Source organism: Hyphomicrobium sp. B1 (assembly GCF_049532635.1).
In the GTDB taxonomy this organism is placed as follows: domain Bacteria; phylum Pseudomonadota; class Alphaproteobacteria; order Rhizobiales; family Hyphomicrobiaceae; genus Hyphomicrobium_B.
The window spans coordinates 3,098,469-3,115,367 of record NZ_CP134871.1; the positions used below are offsets into that span (position 1 = coordinate 3,098,469).

Genomic DNA, 16,899 nt, shown 5'->3' on the forward strand with positions numbered 1-16,899 from the left:
ACGACAAAGACAAATCACCTCAACCCGCGAAATACCCCGGCTGCCCAATGTCGGCGATGAGCCCGATCTCTTTGGGCGTCCACCCAAGCCGCTGCTGCGTCAGAGCACTGGATGCCGGCATGTCGAGACCGGCGAACATCGCGAGCGGGCCGAAATATTCGCCGGCTTCTTCTTTCTTGATCGACAGCAGAGGCACGCCTACGGCGCGAGCGACGATCTCCATGACATTAAGCATAGGCACGCCTTCCTCGCTGACGGCGTGATATATGCTGTCCGCCGTCCCTTTCTCCAACGCGAGCTTATAGACGCGGGCCACATCCAAGACGTGCGCCGCTGACCACCGTTGGCTCCCGTCGCCGACATAAAGCAGCCACGCCTTTCTGGCGCGCGCTTTCAACGAGATAAGAAATCAAACCGGCCTTTCCTTTGGCGCCATGCACTTGGGGAAGGCGTATCGCCATCGCCCGTGCGCCGCGCGGCGCGTAAGCCAGTCCTGCCTGTTCAGAGACGCGCGGTATGTGAAGGCCGGCCTCACGCCTCATGTCTTCGGTGACGACCACGCCAGGAGCGATCAACCCCGTTCCCGATGTGACGATGAAAGGCTTATTCGTGCCTTCGAGTGCATCCCCCATCGCTTCGATGGCGCGCTTGTCGATCTGTCCGTTCTCCGCGAATTTCGCGAAATCATGGATGAATGCGCAGTGGATTGTCCCATCGGTCTCGCGAGCGCCGACTTTAAGACTATCGAGATCTTGCAGGTCGCCACGGTGCACATCGCCACCCGCAGCAGCTAGCGCCGCCGCCGCATCATCTGAGCGCGCCAAGCCCAGCACCTGATGTCCGGCTCCGAGCAATTCTTTGACGACGGCAGATCCGACGAAGCCCGTGGCGCCGGTCACAAAAACACGCATGACATCCTCCTTAGTTACGTCGGAGGCTATCTTGTGCTAGCGTCGATGCCGGTAAAGACGTGAGTTTATACGGGTATAATTACTAATACGATGAGCCTGTCGGACACCAAAGAAAGCGCGCTCGGCGCTTACCTGCGAGATCGCCGGACGAAGCTCGATCCCGCATCGTTCGGCTTGCCGCTCGTGCGCAGGCGCACGCCAGGACTCAGGCGCGAGGAGGTGGCACAGCGCGCCAACGTCAGCGCCACTTGGTACACGTGGCTAGAGCAGGGGCGCGGCGGTGCGCCATCTGCCGACGTGCTCGACCGTATCGCACGTGCGCTGATGCTGACGGACGCCGAGCGCGAGCATCTGTTCATTCTGGGCCTCGGTCGCCCGCCGGAGGTGCATATCAAGGAAGATGAAAGCATCACACCGCGTCTGCAGCGCGTGGTCGACGCTTTCGAGATCAGTCCCGCGATGATCAAGAACGCGATGTGGGATGTCGTCGCCTGGAACCGCGCGTTCGCAACCGTCCTGACCGACTATGGCAAGCTCCCGCCGGAGAAGCGCAACCTCTTGCGCGTCGTCTTTAGCGATCCTCAAGTTCGCTCGGTGCAGTACGATTGGGAGAGCGTCGCGCGGTTCATCGTGGGCGTTTTCAGGGCGGACGTGGCGCGGATAGGCGCGACTGCGCGCGTGAGTGCACTGGTCGATGAGCTTTGCCAGTCGAGCCCGGATTTCGCACGGCTATGGCGCGACAACGATGTGCGCAACTACGGGGGCGGAATGAAGAAGCTCCGGCATCCGGTTCTCGGCACCGTCAGTTTCGAATATTCGGCATTTGCCGTCGATTGCCGCCCTGATCTTGGAATGATCGTATACAACCCCGCAACGCCCGAAGACGCCGAGCGGGTAAAGTCTTTGATCCGTTCGGCCGGCGGTTGAATCCTAAAGCCTGTGTGCTTTTCGGGTGACGACCTAGGCCTACGAGCGGCCTTCGTGATGCGGCACTCCGTCAATCAGCCGGAAAAATGCCGTGAGGCGGGCAGCGTCATGAAACTGCTCCAACCGCGAGATCTGCATGCCGCGAAACATCACGATCTGACGATATGTGCCAGAATGACTTTGTCCCGTTTCTCTATCTTTCAGGAAATAGGAGACGCGCGAACGTCCTATACCGGCGTGAAATTGAAAAGCTTCAACCACCGCCATGCCGGTGGCCTTTGCGTTGATGTCTCTTAGGAAAACGCCCATGGCGTCCTTGCCCTGGATGACCAGAGGGGGAGAGGTGCTGTCGACTGCATTGCGCTGAAACCATAGATCATCGGCATAGGTGCGGAGGACACCCTCGATATCGCCGGCGCTCCAGGCGCGGTGCGCCTCATCAATGATGGCTTTTGCCGTTGCGAAGTTCAGCGACATTCGTCGGTCTATTCAAAGGCCCGCTGTGTGCACGGTTAGTCCGTACCGACAGTTTCGGGCAGGCACTCGACAACGTCAAAGGAATTACGGCGGCGATTTTTGGTTATTCCGAGGGTAATGGCTCGGCGGAAGAGCGAAAAATATGGCACGGAAGGAGGTCAACAGGGGGCTTGCATCGGCCCCCGCATGGGGTTAGGCCCATCGCAGCATCCCATAAGCCCTGGCGACACCAGAGAAGGCCGGTTAACGCCGGTCCGCGCCGGTTTATTTAGCCCAGACGTTTACCCTCAGACGCAGCCATGTCCAACGAATACCCGCTCCGCCCCTTCCTGCCCGCCGATGCGATGGCACTGCGCGATCTTTTCGCCCAGTCCATCGACGAGCTGACGGTCGATGACTATGACGAAGATCAGAGGCTCGCTTGGGCCGCCAGCGCCGAAGATGCCGCCGAATTCCGCGCCCGCTTGGCGGCGGCCTTGACACTTGTCGTCCAACTCGACGGTGAATATCTGGGTTTCGGGTCCCTTAAGGACAATAAAACCATCGACATGCTCTACGTGCATCCCGACTACGCAGGCGAGGGGGTTGGCACCGCGCTGGCCGATGCGCTGGAGAAGATCGCAGGCGCCAGGGGCGCCGAGGCTGTCACGGTCGACGCAAGCGACACGGCCGTGCCCTTCTTCGAAAGCCGTGGCTACGTCGCGACGCAGCGCAATTCTGTTCCGCGCGACGACCAGTGGCTTTCCAACACGACCATGATAAAGCGGCTCGCCGAGAGCCAACCGAAGAAAACGACCGAACCGTCATGAGCAAGGAACGCCTTTATCTTTTCGATACGACGCTGCGTGACGGCGCGCAGACGACGGGCGTCGACTTCTCGCTCGAAGACAAGCGCCGGCTGATGCGCGTGCTCGACGACCTCGGCATCGATTATATCGAAGGCGGCTATCCAGGCGCCAACACGACCGATACGGACCTGTTCACGTCACGTCCGAATTTTAATTCGGCGCGCTTCACCGCGTTCGGCATGACGAAGCGGGCAGGGCGGTCGGTCTCGAACGATCCTGGCTTCCAGGCAGTCTTGCAGTCGGCAGCCGACAGCATCTGCCTCGTCGCCAAATCGTCGGACTATCAGGTTCGCGTCGCGCTCGGCATCACGAACGAGGAAAATCTCGAAGCCGTTGATCAATCGGTGCGCGCCGTCGTCGAGACGCAGCGCGAAGCCATGATCGACTGCGAGCATTTCTTCGACGGCTACAAGTCAAACCGCGACTACGCCATCTCCGTCGCCAAAACCGCCTACGATGCCGGTGCGCGCTGGGTGGTGCTGTGCGATACCAACGGCGGCACGCTCCCGCATGAGGTTGAGCGCATCGTCGCCGATGTCGCCAAGCACGTGCCGGGATCGCACCTCGGCATCCATACGCATAACGACACCGAAAATGCCGTCGCTAACACGCTGATGGCGGTCCGCGCAGGCTGCCGTCAGATCCAGGGCACGTTGAACGGCCTCGGCGAGCGCTGCGGCAATGCCAACTTGACGTCCATCATTCCGACGCTGCTCTTGAAAAGCGAGTTCGCGGAATACTTCGAAACCGGCGTCACGCCGGAGAAGCTGCGCACGCTGACGCATGCGAGCCGCGTTCTCGACGAGCTTTTGAACGAAGCGCCGAACCGCCACGCGCCGTATGTCGGCGAAAGCGCCTTCGCGACCAAGGCCGGCATTCACGCGTCGGCGCTTCTGAAAGCGCCAGAGACCTATGAGCACGTTCCGCCCGAGAGCGTCGGCAACGAACGGCGCATCCTCGTCTCGAAGCAAGGCGGGCGCTCGTCGCTGACGTCGGCGCTCGAACGCCTCGGCCTGCCCTCCGATAAGGACGACACGCGCGTGCAGGCGCTGCTGGACGAGGTGAAGGCGCGCGAGGATCAAGGCTATTCATACGAAGCCGCCGAAGCCTCGTTCGAGCTTCTGGCCCGGCGCGCGCTCGCGACCGTGCCTCGCTATTTCTCGGTCGATAATTTCCGCGTAACGGTCGAGCGCAAGGAAGAGCGCTCCAGAGCCCGCAACGGCAACGGCACAGTTTCACAGGCTGTGGTCACCGTTTCGATTGCGGGTGACGACGCGGCGCTGGTGTCGGTCGGCGAGGGGAATGGTCCGGTGAACGCCCTCGATAAGGCGTTGCGCAACGACCTCGGTCGCTATCAGAAGCACATCGAGAATGTCGAGCTTGTCGATTACAAGGTTCGCATCCTCACGCAGACGCGCGATGGCGGTACCGCGTCCGTCACGCGCGTTCTCGTCGAAAGCCTCGACATGGAAACCGGTGAGCGCTGGACCACCGTCGGCGTCTCGCCCAACATCATCGACGCCAGCTTCGAAGCACTGCTCGATAGCATCAACTACAAGCTCCTGCGCGACAACGCCGTTGCAGGATGACCGCCTTCGCTGCAAGCGCTGTCACCTAGACTGCCGAAAGCGCTTGCGTGAGATCGGCAACTAGGTCGTCAGGATGCTCAATCCCGATTGAAAGCCGGATCGTTCCTTCAGAGACGCCGATGGCTGCGCGAACGTCGGCCGGGACGCCGGAGTGCGTCGTCGAAGCGGGATGGCATGCCAGCGATTCCGTGCCACCCAAGCTAACCGCGAGCTTGAAAATTTCCAGCCGGTTCAAAAACTGAAAGGCTTGGCGCTCGCCGCCGGCAATGTCGAATGAGAATGTCGAGCCTGCGGCTTTGCATTGTGTTTTGAAGACGCGATGCTGCTTCGTTCGGGGTTCGAGGAAAGCCAGATAGTGGACTTTGGTAACCGCCGGATGATCGCGTAGAAACTTAGCGACGGCCGTCGCATTTCTGTTGGCACGCTCCATGCGAAGTTCCAGCGTTTCGAGCGAACGGCCAAGCATCCAGCAGGAATGCGGATCGAGTTGCGTTCCGATCGCGCCGCGCAAAAGTTTTACGGGGCGGGTCAGTTCCGTGCCGCCAAGAACGGCGCCGGCAATGAGATCGGAATGGCCACCGACGTACTTCGTCAGAGAGTAGATCGACAAGTCCGCTCCGAGCGCCAAGGGTTTTTGAAATAGTGGTCCTAGGAGCGTGTTGTCGCAAATGAGAATGGCGCGATGCCCTTGCTGCTTTGACGTTTCCTCCGCAATGCGCTTGACGAGCGCGATATCGACCAGCGTATTCAGCGGATTTGACGGCGTTTCGATCAGGAAGAGCGCAATGCGCCCCTTCGTTTGCGCAAGTGCAACGGCCGCGCGCACGCTTGCTTCATCCACGCCATTGGCAAAGCCGACCGCACGAATGCCTAAAGGTTCAAGCGTCCGCGACAGAAGCGTTTCTGTGCCGCCATAAAGCGGCTGCGAGTGGACGATGACGTCGCCAGGCCGCGCAAAGGCCAGCACCGTCGTCGAGATGGCGGACATGCCCGACGAGAACAAGATGCACGCGTCCGCTTCCTCGTAGACCGCGAGACGTTCCTCCACGATCTCGCTGTTGGGATGGTTGAAGCGCGAATAGACGAGGCCCGCCGACGTCCCTTTTGGCGGCTGCTTTCGGCCCGCAACGTAATGAAAGAAATCGCGGCCTTCTTCCGCCGATTTGAACACGAACGTCGAGGTCAGGAACACCGGCGGCTTGACCGCGCCTTCCGACAGAAGCGGATCGTAGCCATACCCAAGCATCAAGGTTTCGGGGTGAAGTTTGTGCTTGCCGATATGGGTTTTAGACGGGCGCGGAGGAGCCATGACGTGCGGCCTCGGGTTGGCGGCCGGGATCGCAAGGCGCTTAAGATTCGCAATCCGAGACGCGATTCAACGAAAAGACAGTATGTTTGTCTTTGAGCGGGGAGGAGTCAAACGAGGCGCGATGTTTTGGTATTGCCGGTCAGCTAAAGCGCGCGCTGCAAGCCTACATCCAGCTCTTGCCGTCTTCCGCCTGGCATCCCGCGGGCGGCAGTGCGTTGGGAAAGTTCGCGTGCAGCTTATCGCAACCCCATTTACGGAGCGGCGCGGGGAGCGCGCTGTTGATCTGAATGCCCGTCTCATCGTACGGGCTCGTCTTGTTCGTCACGTAACTATACCAGCGCTGACCGAAGAAAATAACGAACGCCACGAAAGTGATGACGACGATACGGAGTGCTCTGCGCATGGGGGAACCCTAATTCATCTGCGAACCCCACGCCATGCCGCGCGAATGTGTCGAGGTCGCGACGTTTGACGGCGGTCGGGCAAGAACGACGCAACATGCCCGTGCCCCGTGCCTGGCGGCCGGCTTCCCGCAGGGGAGTCGCCGGTTACCACAAAAATTCAACCTCCCGCAATCGCGCCGACGATGAGAAACGGTTGCGCTCCCCGCACGACGTCGTCGGGCAATGGCGCATCCGGAGCATCGTGCGAAAGATCCCGCTGGCATGCGAAAAACCGCAGAAACGGGCGCCGCTTCTGAGTGCCCTGATCCCGTATCGTTCCCCGCAGCACAGGATACGTTTTCTCCAGCGCATCAAGCAGTGCCCGCTGCGTAACCGGCGCATCGACTTCAACGACCACCTCGCCGTTGATGCTGGCGTGCTTCTTCAGATGCGACGGTAAGACGACACGGATCATGTCAGCGTTTGCACCTCGACGGAAAGCACAGCCGGCAGATCGCGAACGATCGTGCTCCACGTATCGCCGGCGTCGGCCGAACCGTAAACTTGTCCGCCAGTCGTTCCGAAATACACGCCGCACGAGTCCAGCGTATCGACGCACATCGCATCGCGAAGAACGTTCACATAGCAGTTGGACTGCGGCAGGCCGTTGGTCAGCGCTTCCCAATCGTTGCCGCCCGTTCTGCTCCTCCACACCTGGAGCTGGCCATCTATTGGAAAATGCTCAGCGTCGCTCTTGATGGGGACCACGTAGATCGTCTCGGGTTCGTGCGCGTGAACATCGATGACGAAGCCGAAATCGGTTGGCAGATTGCCACTGACCTCGTGCCACGAGTTGCCCGCATCGTCCGAGCGCATCACGTCCCAATGCTTCTGCATGTAAAGCACCTCGGGCCGCGTCGGATGCATTGCCAGGCGATGGACGCAATGCCCGACTTCCGCTGTCGGATCGGGCATGAATTCCGATTTCAAGCCTCGATTGATCGGCCGCCACGTTGCGCCGCCGTCGTCTGTTCGAAACGCGCCGGCCGCCGAGATGGCGATGAACATGCGCTGCGGATCTTTCGGGTCGAGCAGAATGGTATGCAGGCACATGCCGCCCGCACCGGGCTGCCAATGCGGACCCGAGCCGTGGCCGCGCAGGCCGGAAAGCTCCGCCCACGATTTGCCGCCGTCCTTCGACTGAAACAGCGCCGCATCTTCCACGCCCGCATAGACCGTATCGGGATCTGCGAGTGACGGCTCGATGTGCCAGACCCGCTTGAACTCCCACGGATGCGGTGTCCCGTCATACCATTGGTGCGTGCCGGGAACGCCGTCGTAGGCGAACGAATTATCGACGGCTTCCCATGTCTTGCCGCCGTCGTCGGATCGCTGGATTTGCTGTCCGAACCAGCCGCTCGATTGCGATGCATAGATGCGGTTCGGATCGGCAGGCGAGCCTTTGAGATGGTAGATTTCCCAGCCCGCGAAATGTGGCCCGCTGACGTCCCAATTTTTGCGCGCGCCATCGGCCGTCAGAACGAATGCCCCTTTCCGCGTACCAACCAGCAATCGAACGCTCGTCATGTCGCCTCCCGTTCTCGTTGTCCGGCGATCCGCTTTGTGGCCCCGACTGAAGGCCTTTTTTCGGTCGCCGTCCACTTCAAGACGAACGGCTGCCGTCCATTCCGACAGGGCATCGCAAAAAAGAATTGAACGACTTTCGTTATTTCGCCTTCTAAACACGCCCGAACACACAAGGTGTTTCATCAGATGACGGGTGAGTAAAAAAACACCGTCATCCCGGCGAAGGCCGGGATCCAGACAAACCGCAGCATGCCGGATGGGGAGGCTTGACTGGGTGCCGACCTTCGTCGGCATGACGAAAGAGTTCCTGCCCGGCGGCCGGCTCCCCGGAAGGGAGCCGCCCGGCACCAATCAAGAAATCATCACCGGGGCTGTCGCAGCAACAGTCACGCCGTCATCGTCGATCCAGGCGATCTCGATCGTGCCGGGGCCTGAAATGCGCAACTGAAATGCGAGATAAGGGTTCGCCGAAATGCCCGGCCCGAACTCGGCGCGGAAAACCTGTTGGCCGTCGAATTTCGCAATGAACGTGTTGATGATATCGCGCGGGATTGATTTGCCGTTTTTGTCGTGGCGGTTGCCCGTTTCCATGACATGGCGAATGAGCGTCTTCACCTCGATGACGTCACCCGCCTTGATCGTATCGGGCAGCTTGATGCGGGGACCTGTGGCAGCCATCCGATCGCTCCCTAAATCCCGCAGCCGCCGATAAGCACTTTTACGCGGGTCGTCGACACCAGCATGTCGCCGCCGGAAAGCTCAGCCAGCACGATCACGTCCTGCGTCTTCGCTAGCCGCATGCGGCTCTGCACACGCGCGACGGCATTCACCGGCGACAGATGGAACGTGGCGACATGCGCATGCGGGTTCGCGGTCGAAAGAATATGAATGGCTTTGACGTGGTCTGCCTCCGTCATCGGGCTATCAACGGCAATGGTAATCGGCACGAAATTGCCGTTGTCCGCCGTCTCGGGAAGATCGACGCTGATCTTGCCGTCGATTGGCTTCGCATTGCCAACGATGCGCGCGAAATCGTCCTTGAAGTCCTGGCTCGGCACGAATGTGTCTGACGCGCTGGTAACGGCATTCGCGCGCGCGATGAACGGCGCCAGACCAGCTGCCACCGCTCCGGCGATGACGAACGTCCGGCGGCTTAAGACGGCAATGTCGATCCGGTCACGCAAGCCAGCCTGCCTCAAATCGCCTTGATTGCTGTTCGATATATAGGAATGGGGTTCGCCGGACGCCTAACCTTACGATTTATTTTCCTGACATGCCCCGCTGCCCGTGGCAAATCTCGGTCAAAATGGCCGTTAAGAACGAAAAGAGGGCGCATGTCGGCGCACCAGCATCAGGCCAAATCTGGGGGCGGGGAATGACCGGGATCACGCGCCGTGAATTCAATGCATTGGCGGCGGGCGTCGGTGTTGCCGCCTTGACCGAGCTGCCGCGTCCGGCATTGGCCGCTGGCCCTGCGAAGATCGTCGTCATCGGTGGTGGACCCGGCGGCGCGGCCGTCGCCAATCGCCTCAAGTCGGCCGACGCTACGCTCGACATCACGCTGATCGAGCCCAAGGTAAAATATACAACCTGCTTTTATTCGAACCTGTATCTCGGCGGCTTCCGCACTTTCAAATCTATCACGCACGATTATGAGGGCGTGAAAAAGCGCGGCATCACGGTTCTGACCGACACCGCGACGGGCATCGACACGACGGCGAAAAAGGTGACGCTCGCCAAGGGGCCGACGCTGACGTATGACCGCCTCGTCGTTGCACCGGGCATCGATTTCAAATGGGATGCCATCGAAGGCTATTCGCCGGAAGCCGCGAAAATCATGCCCCACGCGTGGCAGGGCGGCCCGCAGACGTGGCTTCTGAAGGAAAAGCTGCTCGCGCTGCCTGACGGCGGCCTCGTCGTCATGGCCGTACCGCAGAACCCGTATCGCTGTCCGCCGGGCCCCTACGAGCGCGCCTGCATGATCGCGCATTTCCTGAAGACGAAGAAGCCGAAGGCTCGGCTCGTGCTTTTCGATGCCAAGAAAACCTATTCCAAGCAAGCCGTGTTCGAGGAAGCCTTCAACGAGTATTACAAGGACATCGTCGAGATCAATCTGACCAACGAGATTGACGATTTCTCGGTCATCAAAGTCGATGCGAAGACAGGCGTCGTCACCACGAAAGCCGGGCGGACTGAACGCGCCGCGCTCGCCAACATCATCCCGCCGCAGAAGGCAGGCGCCATCGCTGCGAGCGCCAGCTTGACCGAGGGCGACTGGTGCCCGGTCAATCCGGAGAATTTCACGTCGACCAAGGCAAAAGACGTCTACGTGCTCGGCGATGCCGCAATTGCGAACGAGATGCCGAAATCGGCCTATTCGGCCGTTAGCCAGGCGGGCGTCGTCTCAAACGACATAATCGCCGATCTGCAAGGCAAGCCGAGAACGGCCGGCCGTTTCCGCAACACCTGCTGGTCGATGCTCGCGCCCGACAACAGCGCCAAGATCGGCGGCGACTATGTGCCTGCAACCAAAGACGGAAGAGCATACCTGGAGATCAAGGACGGCTTCATCTCGAAGCCGGACGACAGCGCCGAGCTTCGCCGCCAAGTGAACGAGGAAAGCGCCGACTGGTATCAAACCATCATCGAAGACCTGTTCGATGAACCGTCCCAGCAGGTGACGCTTCCCAACTTCCGCAATCCTTAAGCTTTATCGCGCAGCATCTGGCCGGGCCGAAGGGACGGCCTATGTATCTGCAAGATTAGCGACTGCCGTACAAACGTGATTAATTAGGCTCAGAATAGACCCTGGAAGCCTTCGCCCTGGACATCTGGCGGCGGGCGACCCAAGTTGACGTATACGTCAACGGATGATAGGGCGCGCTGAGACTGATCGCCTAGCGGCAGCCCTGTTCGGGAGGCACGGAAATGGCACCCATTGTTCTGATCCTGGTGGCTTTTGCCGCTGTTTTGGCGCTGGGAATGGTACGAGCGCCCCTCTGGGGCTGGGCGGCCGCCGTCGGCGCCTGGACGCTGCTCGCGACGGACGGCCATATTGGTCTCGTCTCCTGGACCGCGTGGCTGCCGTTCGTGGCGCTGGCCGTGCTGTCGATCCCGGCTGTGCGCCGGAGCCTCATCATCGCGCCGGTCTTCGCCCAGATCCGAAAAATTCTGCCGCGCGTCTCCGACACCGAAGCACAGGCCCTCGAAGCAGGAACCGTCGGCTTCGACGCCGAACTTTTTTCCGGCACCCCCGACTGGGACAAGCTCAAATCTGTGCCGCCGATCGAACTGACGCCCGAAGAGCGCGCCTTCCTCGACGGCCCGACCGAAGACCTCTGCCGTATGATCGACGACTGGCAGGTGCGCCATACGCTGCACGATGTGCCGGACGAGATCTGGGATTTCGTCAAGAGGAACGGCTTCCTCGGCATGCTGATCTCGAAGGAGCACGGCGGCCTCGGATTCTCTGCGCAGGCGCAATCGCTGATCCTCGGCAAGATCGCCTCGCGTTCGCCCGACGTCGTCACGATCGTCATGGTGCCGAACTCTCTTGGGCCGGGCGAACTCATCGAGAAATACGGTACCGACGAGCAGAAGCACTATTACCTGCCGCGCCTCGCCAAGGGTGAGGAAGTGCCGTGCTTCTCGCTGACCGGCCCGACGTCCGGCTCCGATGCCGCTACGATGCGCGATGTGGGTTACGTCACGCGCGGCAGCTACAAAGGCCAGGATACGCTCGGCATCAGCCTCTCGTGGGACAAGCGCTACATCACGCTCGGCCCGAAGGCGACGCTTGTCGGTCTGGCGTTCCGTCTGTTCGATAAAGACAACCTGCTTGGCAAGGGCGAGGACGTCGGCATCACGCTGGCGCTGATTCCGGCCGATCATCCGGGCATTAACATCGGCCGCCGCCATCTGCCGTCCGGCGCCGCCTTTCCGAACGGCCCCAACTGGGGCAACGATGTTTTCATCCCGATGGATTGGGTCATCGGTGGCGACAAGATGGCCGGCAACGGCTGGCGCATGCTGATGGAATGCCTTTCCGCCGGCCGCGCGATTTCGCTGCCGTCGTCCGGGACGGCCGGCGCCAAGATGATGCTGCGTGTGACGTCGGCTTATGCCCGCATCCGCAAGCAGTTCGGCCTGCCGGTCTCGCGCATGGAGGGCATCGAGGAAGCGCTCGTCCGTATGATCGAGACGGCCTATGTCAACGAAGCCGGTCGCGCGATGACCGCTGCGATGGTCTCACGCGGCGAGAAGCCGTCGGTCATCTCCGCGATGATGAAATACCAGACGACGGAGAAGCTCCGCCGCGCCGTCAACGACGCGATGGATATTCACGGTGGCCGCGGCATCTGCGACGGCCCCGCGAACTATCTGCAATCGGCGTATCAGATGGTTCCGGTCGGCATCACCGTCGAAGGCGCGAACATTCTCACGCGTACGCTCATCACCTTTGCGCAAGGTGCGCTGCGCTCGCATCCCTATCTCTATAAGGAAGTGCAGGCGGCCCAGAACCCCGACAAGAAGCGCGGGCTCGACGATTTCGAAAACGCCTTCAACAATCACATCGCCTTTTCGCTATCGAACGCGACAGGCGCGTTCGTGCACAACGTCACCGGCGGCGCTTTCGTGAAGGCGCCGGATCACGCGCTGCGCATGTCCGACTGGTATCGCCAGCTTGGCCGCGCCAGCCGCTCCTATGCCTTCGTCGCGGATCTGACGGTCGCGCTTCTGGGCGGCGGTCTGAAGATCAAGCAGAAGATCACCGGCCGCATGGCCGACGCGCTCTCCGAGCTTTACCTGCTGTCGGCCACTTTGAAGCGCTACGAAGATGATGGTCGCCCCGAGGGTGACGAGTTGATCGTCCAGCTGGCCGCCGAAAATGCGCTCCATCGCTTCCAGGAAGCCATGAGCGGCGTCATCGACAATTTCCCGGTTCGCTGGGCGCGGCCGCTGATGCGCGCTGTCGTCTTCCCACTCGGCCGCCGTCGTAAACCCGCCTCCGATACGCTGGGGCATCGGGTTGCGCGCCACGCCTTGCAGCTGGGCGAAGTTCGCGACCGCCTGACGCGCGATATCTACGTCTCGAAGGACGTCAACGACCCGACCGGTATCCTGGAAGTGACCCTGGAAAAGGTGATCGCCGCCGAGCCCATCGAGAAAAAGCTCGAAAAGGCCATCCGCGACGGCGTCGTGCGCCGCTATCATGGCAACGACTGGTTTGCCGAAGCGGTCGCCAAGGCTGTGATTACCGAGGCGGAAGCCGAACAGCTTCGCGAGGTCGAACGGCTTGTCGCGCGTGTCATCGCGGTCGACCATTTCGATCCGGCGGAAGTAAAACCGAATTACGTGACGCTCGGCCACAACGTTCGTGGCGCCGAGAGCTTGGCAGCGGAATGACCACTACCGCATCCTATTTGTGTTGAGGTGACAAACGATGACGGAATTTGCGGCTGAGCCGAGCATTCTCGATCTCAAGGACTGGCGTTACTGGGTCGACGGCGAGGACATTGCCTGGGCCATATTCGATCGCGAAGGCGAGAGCATGAATTCGCTCGGTCGCCGTCCGATCGAAGAACTGGCGACGATCATCACGCGAGCTGAAGCCGATGTCGCGTCCAAGAAAATCCGCGGCCTCGTCATCATGTCGGGCAAGGATCGCGGCTTCGTCGTCGGCGCCGACATCCGCGAGTTCGAAACCTTCACCAGCGAGCAGGACGTGATCTCGGCGTTGAAGCCGGTGAACGAACTCTTTGAGCGCATCGAGAAGCTGCCTGTCCCAGTTGTCGCCGCGATCCACGGTGTCTGCGTCGGCGGCGGCCTGGAACTGATCCTCGCCTGCCACTACCGCATCGCCACCCGCGATGATGCAACTCGCGTCGGCTTCCCTGAAGTGAAGCTCGGCATCTTCCCCGGCTTCAACGGCACGGCGCGGTCGATCAAGCAAGCCGGCCCGATGGCCGCGATGCAGGCGATGCTGACGGGCGGCATGATCCGCGCGACTGTAGCAAAGGCGCAGGGCTTCCTCGATCAGCTCGTCGGCAGCCCCGGCGAATTGCATTGGGCGGCGCGCAAGGCGGTGCTGCAAAATCGCAAGTCGAAATCGGCGGGCGCAGCGAAGGCGCTGCTGGCGAAATGGCCGGCGCGCGGCTTCCTCGCAGGCAAGATGCGTCAGGAGACGGCAAAGAAAGTCCGCGAGGATCACTATCCCGCGCCGTTCCGCCTGATCGACCTGTTCGAAAAATACGGCGGCGACCTCCAGACCATGAAGCGCGAGGAAACGAAAGCCTTCGCGCCGCTGATGATGTCGGACACATCGAAAAACCTTCGCCGTGTCTTCCGCCTGACCGAACTTCTGAAAGGCCAGGCCCCGCGCGGGCTGAAGTGGCGTCCGAGCCGCGTGCACGTCATCGGAGCAGGCACCATGGGCGCCGACATTGCAGGCGTCTGCGTAGCCTCCGGCATGGAAGTGACGCTGCAGGACATTTCGCCTGAGCAGCTCGAAAAGGGCATCAAGGCTCAGGGCAAACTGTTCGCCAAGAAGTTCAAGACCAAGGCGACGCGCGACGCGGCCAAGGCTCGCCTTATTGCCGATCCGGAAGGCAAGGGCGTCGCCCACGCCGATGTGATCATCGAAGCGATCGTCGAGCGGCTCGACATCAAGCAGAAGCTGTTTGCCGATCTCGAAACCAGGATCAAGCCCGGCGCTGTGCTCGCGACGAATACGTCGTCGCTGAAGCTCGAAGACATCGCTGCACCGCTGAAAGATCCCGGCCGCCTCATCGGCCTGCACTTCTTCTCGCCCGTCGCGCAGATGCCGCTGGTCGAAGTCGTGCGCGGAACGAATACGCGCGACGATGAAGTGAAGAAGGGCGCAGCCTTCGTCACATCCATCGACAAGTTCCCGCTGATAACGAAAGACGTGCCGGGCTTCCTCGTCAACAAGGTGCTGACGCCGTACATGTTCGCCGCGATGACGCGATTGGAGCAGGGCGAAGACAAGGAGAAGATCGACGAGGCAGCGCGCATCTTCGGCATGCCGATGGGACCGATTGAATTGGCCGATAACGTCGGTCTCGATATCTGCGCCCATGTCGCGAAAATTCTCGGCCAGTCGAGCGAAGGCTCGCGTCTCGATCGCCTTGTGGCGTCCGGTCGGCTCGGCAAAAAAACGGGCGAGGGCTTCTACGTCTGGAAGGACGGCAAACCCGTCAAATCCGACAAGAAATACACCAAAGCCGAGCTTGATGCGTTAGGCCGCGAACTCGTCGCACCGATGATCGACGAAGCGCAGAAGTCGCTGGATGAGGGCGTTGTTGAAACCGCCGACCTCGTCGATGCCGGCATGATCTTCGGCACCGGCTTCGCTCCCTTCCGCGGCGGCCCGCTGCACTACAAGAAAAACCTCGCCGCAAAAAGCCCGTCGCCCGCGACGCAAGCCGCCGCTGCTGAGTAATTTTTTATTCCCTCTCCCCGTTCCTACGCGCGAGGGGGATACTGGAGAAATGAGATGGCAAGAGAACTTCGGCGCGTTGCGGTGATCGGCGGTACTCGCATTCCGTTCTGCCGTTCGAACACCTTTTACGCCGACCAGTCGAACCTCGACATGATGGCAGGTGCGTTGAATGGGCTCGTCGATCGCTATGGCCTCAAGGGCCAGCACGTCGACGAAGTCGTCGGCGGCGCGGTCGTCACGCACTCGAAGGATTTCAATCTCGCGCGCGAAGCCGTTCTTTCGACCAAGCTCGCCCCTTCGACGCCGGGCGTCACGCTGATTCAGGCCTGCGGAACGTCACTGCAATCGGCGCTGATGTCTGCGGCCAAGATCGCAACGGGCGAAATCGAAAGCGCGATCTCCGTCGGTTCCGACACGACGTCGGACGCGCCGATCGTCTTCACGAAGAAATTTTCCAAGCGTCTGATCGCCGCCCAGCAGGGCAAATCGGCGATGGACAAGGTGAAGGCCTTCAAGGGCCTGTCGCCCGCAGAACTCGCGCCGCAGCCGCCCGCCGTGTCCGAGCCCCGCACGGGGTTGTCGATGGGGCAGCATTGCGAACTGATGGCGCAGGAATGGCATATCCCGCGCGCCGACCAGGATCAGCTCGCGTTCGAAAGCCACCGGAAGGGCGCCGCCGCCTACGACGAAGGCTACATGGATGACCTCGTCATTCCCTTCGCGGGCGTCTATCGCGACAATAACCTGCGCCCTGACATCACACTCGAAAAACTCGCATCGCTGAAAAACGCTTTCGAGAAATCGGATCGTGGCACGCTGACGGCCGGCAACTCGACGCCGCTGACCGACGGCGCGGCTAGCGTTCTGCTCGCGTCCGAAGAATGGGCGAAAGCGCGCAATCTTCCGATCCAAGCCTACATCACCTACGGTCAGCATATCGGCAACAATTTCGTCGGCGGCGACGGCCTGCTGATGGCGCCGACCATCGCCGTCTCCAAGATGCTCGACCGTGCGGGCCTCACGCTACAGGATTTCGATTTCTATGAAATCCACGAAGCGTTTGCCGCGCAGGTGCTGTGCACGCTGAAAGCCTGGGAAGACCCGGCTTACTGCAAGAAGCATATGGGCAAGGACACACCGCTCGGCTCGATCGACCGGACGAAGCTCAACGTCAAAGGCTCATCGCTCGCGTTTGGCCATCCGTTCGCCGCGACGGGCGCTCGGATCGTCGCGAATATGGCCAAACTCCTGTCAACGAAAGGCGGACGCGGGCTCATTTCGGTCTGCACGGCTGGTGGTATGGGCGTGACGGCAATCATGGAATCCCCAATGACTATCGAAGCCCAGGCCGCCTGAGGCCCTGACGGGAAGACTCTCGGCCTCCGATGCGCTATGTCCCTCGCGGC

At 61.0% G+C, this 16,899-nt stretch carries 14 protein-coding genes and 1 pseudogene; 7 read left to right on the forward strand and 8 right to left on the reverse strand.

The window, feature by feature from the left end:
- Positions 1–19: 19 nt before the first annotated feature.
- A pseudogene (locus RLW55_RS14805) lies at positions 20–911 on the reverse strand (SDR family oxidoreductase).
- 90 nt (positions 912–1,001) lie between these two features.
- Here RLW55_RS14805 and RLW55_RS14810 point away from each other — a divergent pair.
- Positions 1,002–1,838 carry a helix-turn-helix transcriptional regulator gene (locus RLW55_RS14810; RefSeq protein ID WP_409560007.1) on the forward strand — a complete coding sequence of 279 codons (837 nt, stop codon included), beginning with the start codon at positions 1,002–1,004 and terminating at the stop codon, positions 1,836–1,838.
- Between the two features lie 39 nt (positions 1,839–1,877).
- On the opposite strand, the gene RLW55_RS14815 is transcribed toward RLW55_RS14810, so the two are convergent.
- A complete protein-coding gene (locus RLW55_RS14815; RefSeq protein WP_414462817.1) occupies positions 1,878–2,315 on the reverse strand; it encodes a nuclear transport factor 2 family protein in 438 nt (145 codons plus the stop codon).
- A gap of 299 nt (positions 2,316–2,614) precedes the next feature.
- Here RLW55_RS14815 and RLW55_RS14820 point away from each other — a divergent pair, with 299 nt between their 5' ends.
- Together RLW55_RS14820 and cimA are read left to right on the forward strand one after the other, a co-directional pair.
- Entirely contained in the window at positions 2,615–3,124 is a 510-nt protein-coding gene (locus tag RLW55_RS14820) for a GNAT family N-acetyltransferase (RefSeq protein WP_423414584.1), read from the forward strand.
- Positions 3,121–4,752: a citramalate synthase gene (gene cimA, locus RLW55_RS14825; RefSeq protein ID WP_423414585.1), complete on the forward strand. Its 1,632-nt coding sequence runs from the start codon at positions 3,121–3,123 to the stop codon at positions 4,750–4,752. The genes RLW55_RS14820 and cimA overlap by 4 nt, the downstream gene beginning before the upstream one ends.
- Before the next feature lie 25 nt (positions 4,753–4,777).
- Here the strand turns inward: cimA and RLW55_RS14830 are convergent, their stop codons facing one another.
- The 6 genes from RLW55_RS14830 to RLW55_RS14855 form a co-directional block, all read right to left on the reverse strand.
- Positions 4,778–6,061 (reverse strand): cystathionine gamma-synthase family protein, encoded by a 1,284-nt coding sequence (locus RLW55_RS14830; RefSeq protein WP_409560003.1) that lies wholly within the window; start codon positions 6,059–6,061, stop codon positions 4,778–4,780.
- Positions 6,062–6,224: 163 nt separating this feature from the next.
- Positions 6,225–6,464 carry a hypothetical protein gene (locus tag RLW55_RS14835; RefSeq protein WP_414462813.1) on the reverse strand — a complete coding sequence of 80 codons (240 nt, stop codon included), beginning with the start codon at positions 6,462–6,464 and terminating at the stop codon, positions 6,225–6,227.
- Between the two features lie 158 nt (positions 6,465–6,622).
- Positions 6,623–6,919, reverse strand: coding sequence for a MoaD/ThiS family protein (locus tag RLW55_RS14840; protein ID WP_414462812.1), 297 nt, complete (start codon positions 6,917–6,919; stop codon positions 6,623–6,625).
- On the reverse strand, positions 6,916–8,031 hold the full coding sequence (locus tag RLW55_RS14845; RefSeq protein WP_423414586.1) for a WD40/YVTN/BNR-like repeat-containing protein: 1,116 nt from the start codon (positions 8,029–8,031) through the stop codon (positions 6,916–6,918). Before RLW55_RS14845 ends, RLW55_RS14840 begins: the two co-directional genes overlap by 4 nt.
- A gap of 351 nt (positions 8,032–8,382) precedes the next feature.
- Complete coding sequence (soxZ, locus tag RLW55_RS14850; RefSeq protein WP_414462810.1) at positions 8,383–8,709, reverse strand: thiosulfate oxidation carrier complex protein SoxZ; 327 nt, start codon at positions 8,707–8,709, stop codon at positions 8,383–8,385.
- A gap of 11 nt (positions 8,710–8,720) precedes the next feature.
- Positions 8,721–9,215 (reverse strand): thiosulfate oxidation carrier protein SoxY, encoded by a 495-nt coding sequence (locus tag RLW55_RS14855; protein ID WP_423414587.1) that lies wholly within the window; start codon positions 9,213–9,215, stop codon positions 8,721–8,723.
- Between the two features lie 191 nt (positions 9,216–9,406).
- Between RLW55_RS14855 and RLW55_RS14860 the strand changes: the two genes are divergently transcribed.
- The 4 genes from RLW55_RS14860 to RLW55_RS14875 all read left to right on the forward strand — a co-directional run bounded on the left by RLW55_RS14860 (position 9,407) and on the right by RLW55_RS14875 (position 16,849).
- On the forward strand, positions 9,407–10,738 hold the full coding sequence (locus tag RLW55_RS14860; protein ID WP_423414588.1) for an FCSD flavin-binding domain-containing protein: 1,332 nt from the start codon (positions 9,407–9,409) through the stop codon (positions 10,736–10,738).
- Between the two features lie 221 nt (positions 10,739–10,959).
- Positions 10,960–13,437 carry an acyl-CoA dehydrogenase gene (locus RLW55_RS14865; protein WP_423414589.1) on the forward strand — a complete coding sequence of 826 codons (2,478 nt, stop codon included), beginning with the start codon at positions 10,960–10,962 and terminating at the stop codon, positions 13,435–13,437.
- Between the two features lie 37 nt (positions 13,438–13,474).
- Complete coding sequence (locus RLW55_RS14870) at positions 13,475–15,493, forward strand: 3-hydroxyacyl-CoA dehydrogenase NAD-binding domain-containing protein (protein WP_423414590.1); 2,019 nt, start codon at positions 13,475–13,477, stop codon at positions 15,491–15,493.
- 54 nt (positions 15,494–15,547) lie between these two features.
- Complete coding sequence (locus RLW55_RS14875; RefSeq protein WP_409559994.1) at positions 15,548–16,849, forward strand: acetyl-CoA C-acetyltransferase; 1,302 nt, start codon at positions 15,548–15,550, stop codon at positions 16,847–16,849.
- Positions 16,850–16,899 lie beyond the last annotated feature (50 nt).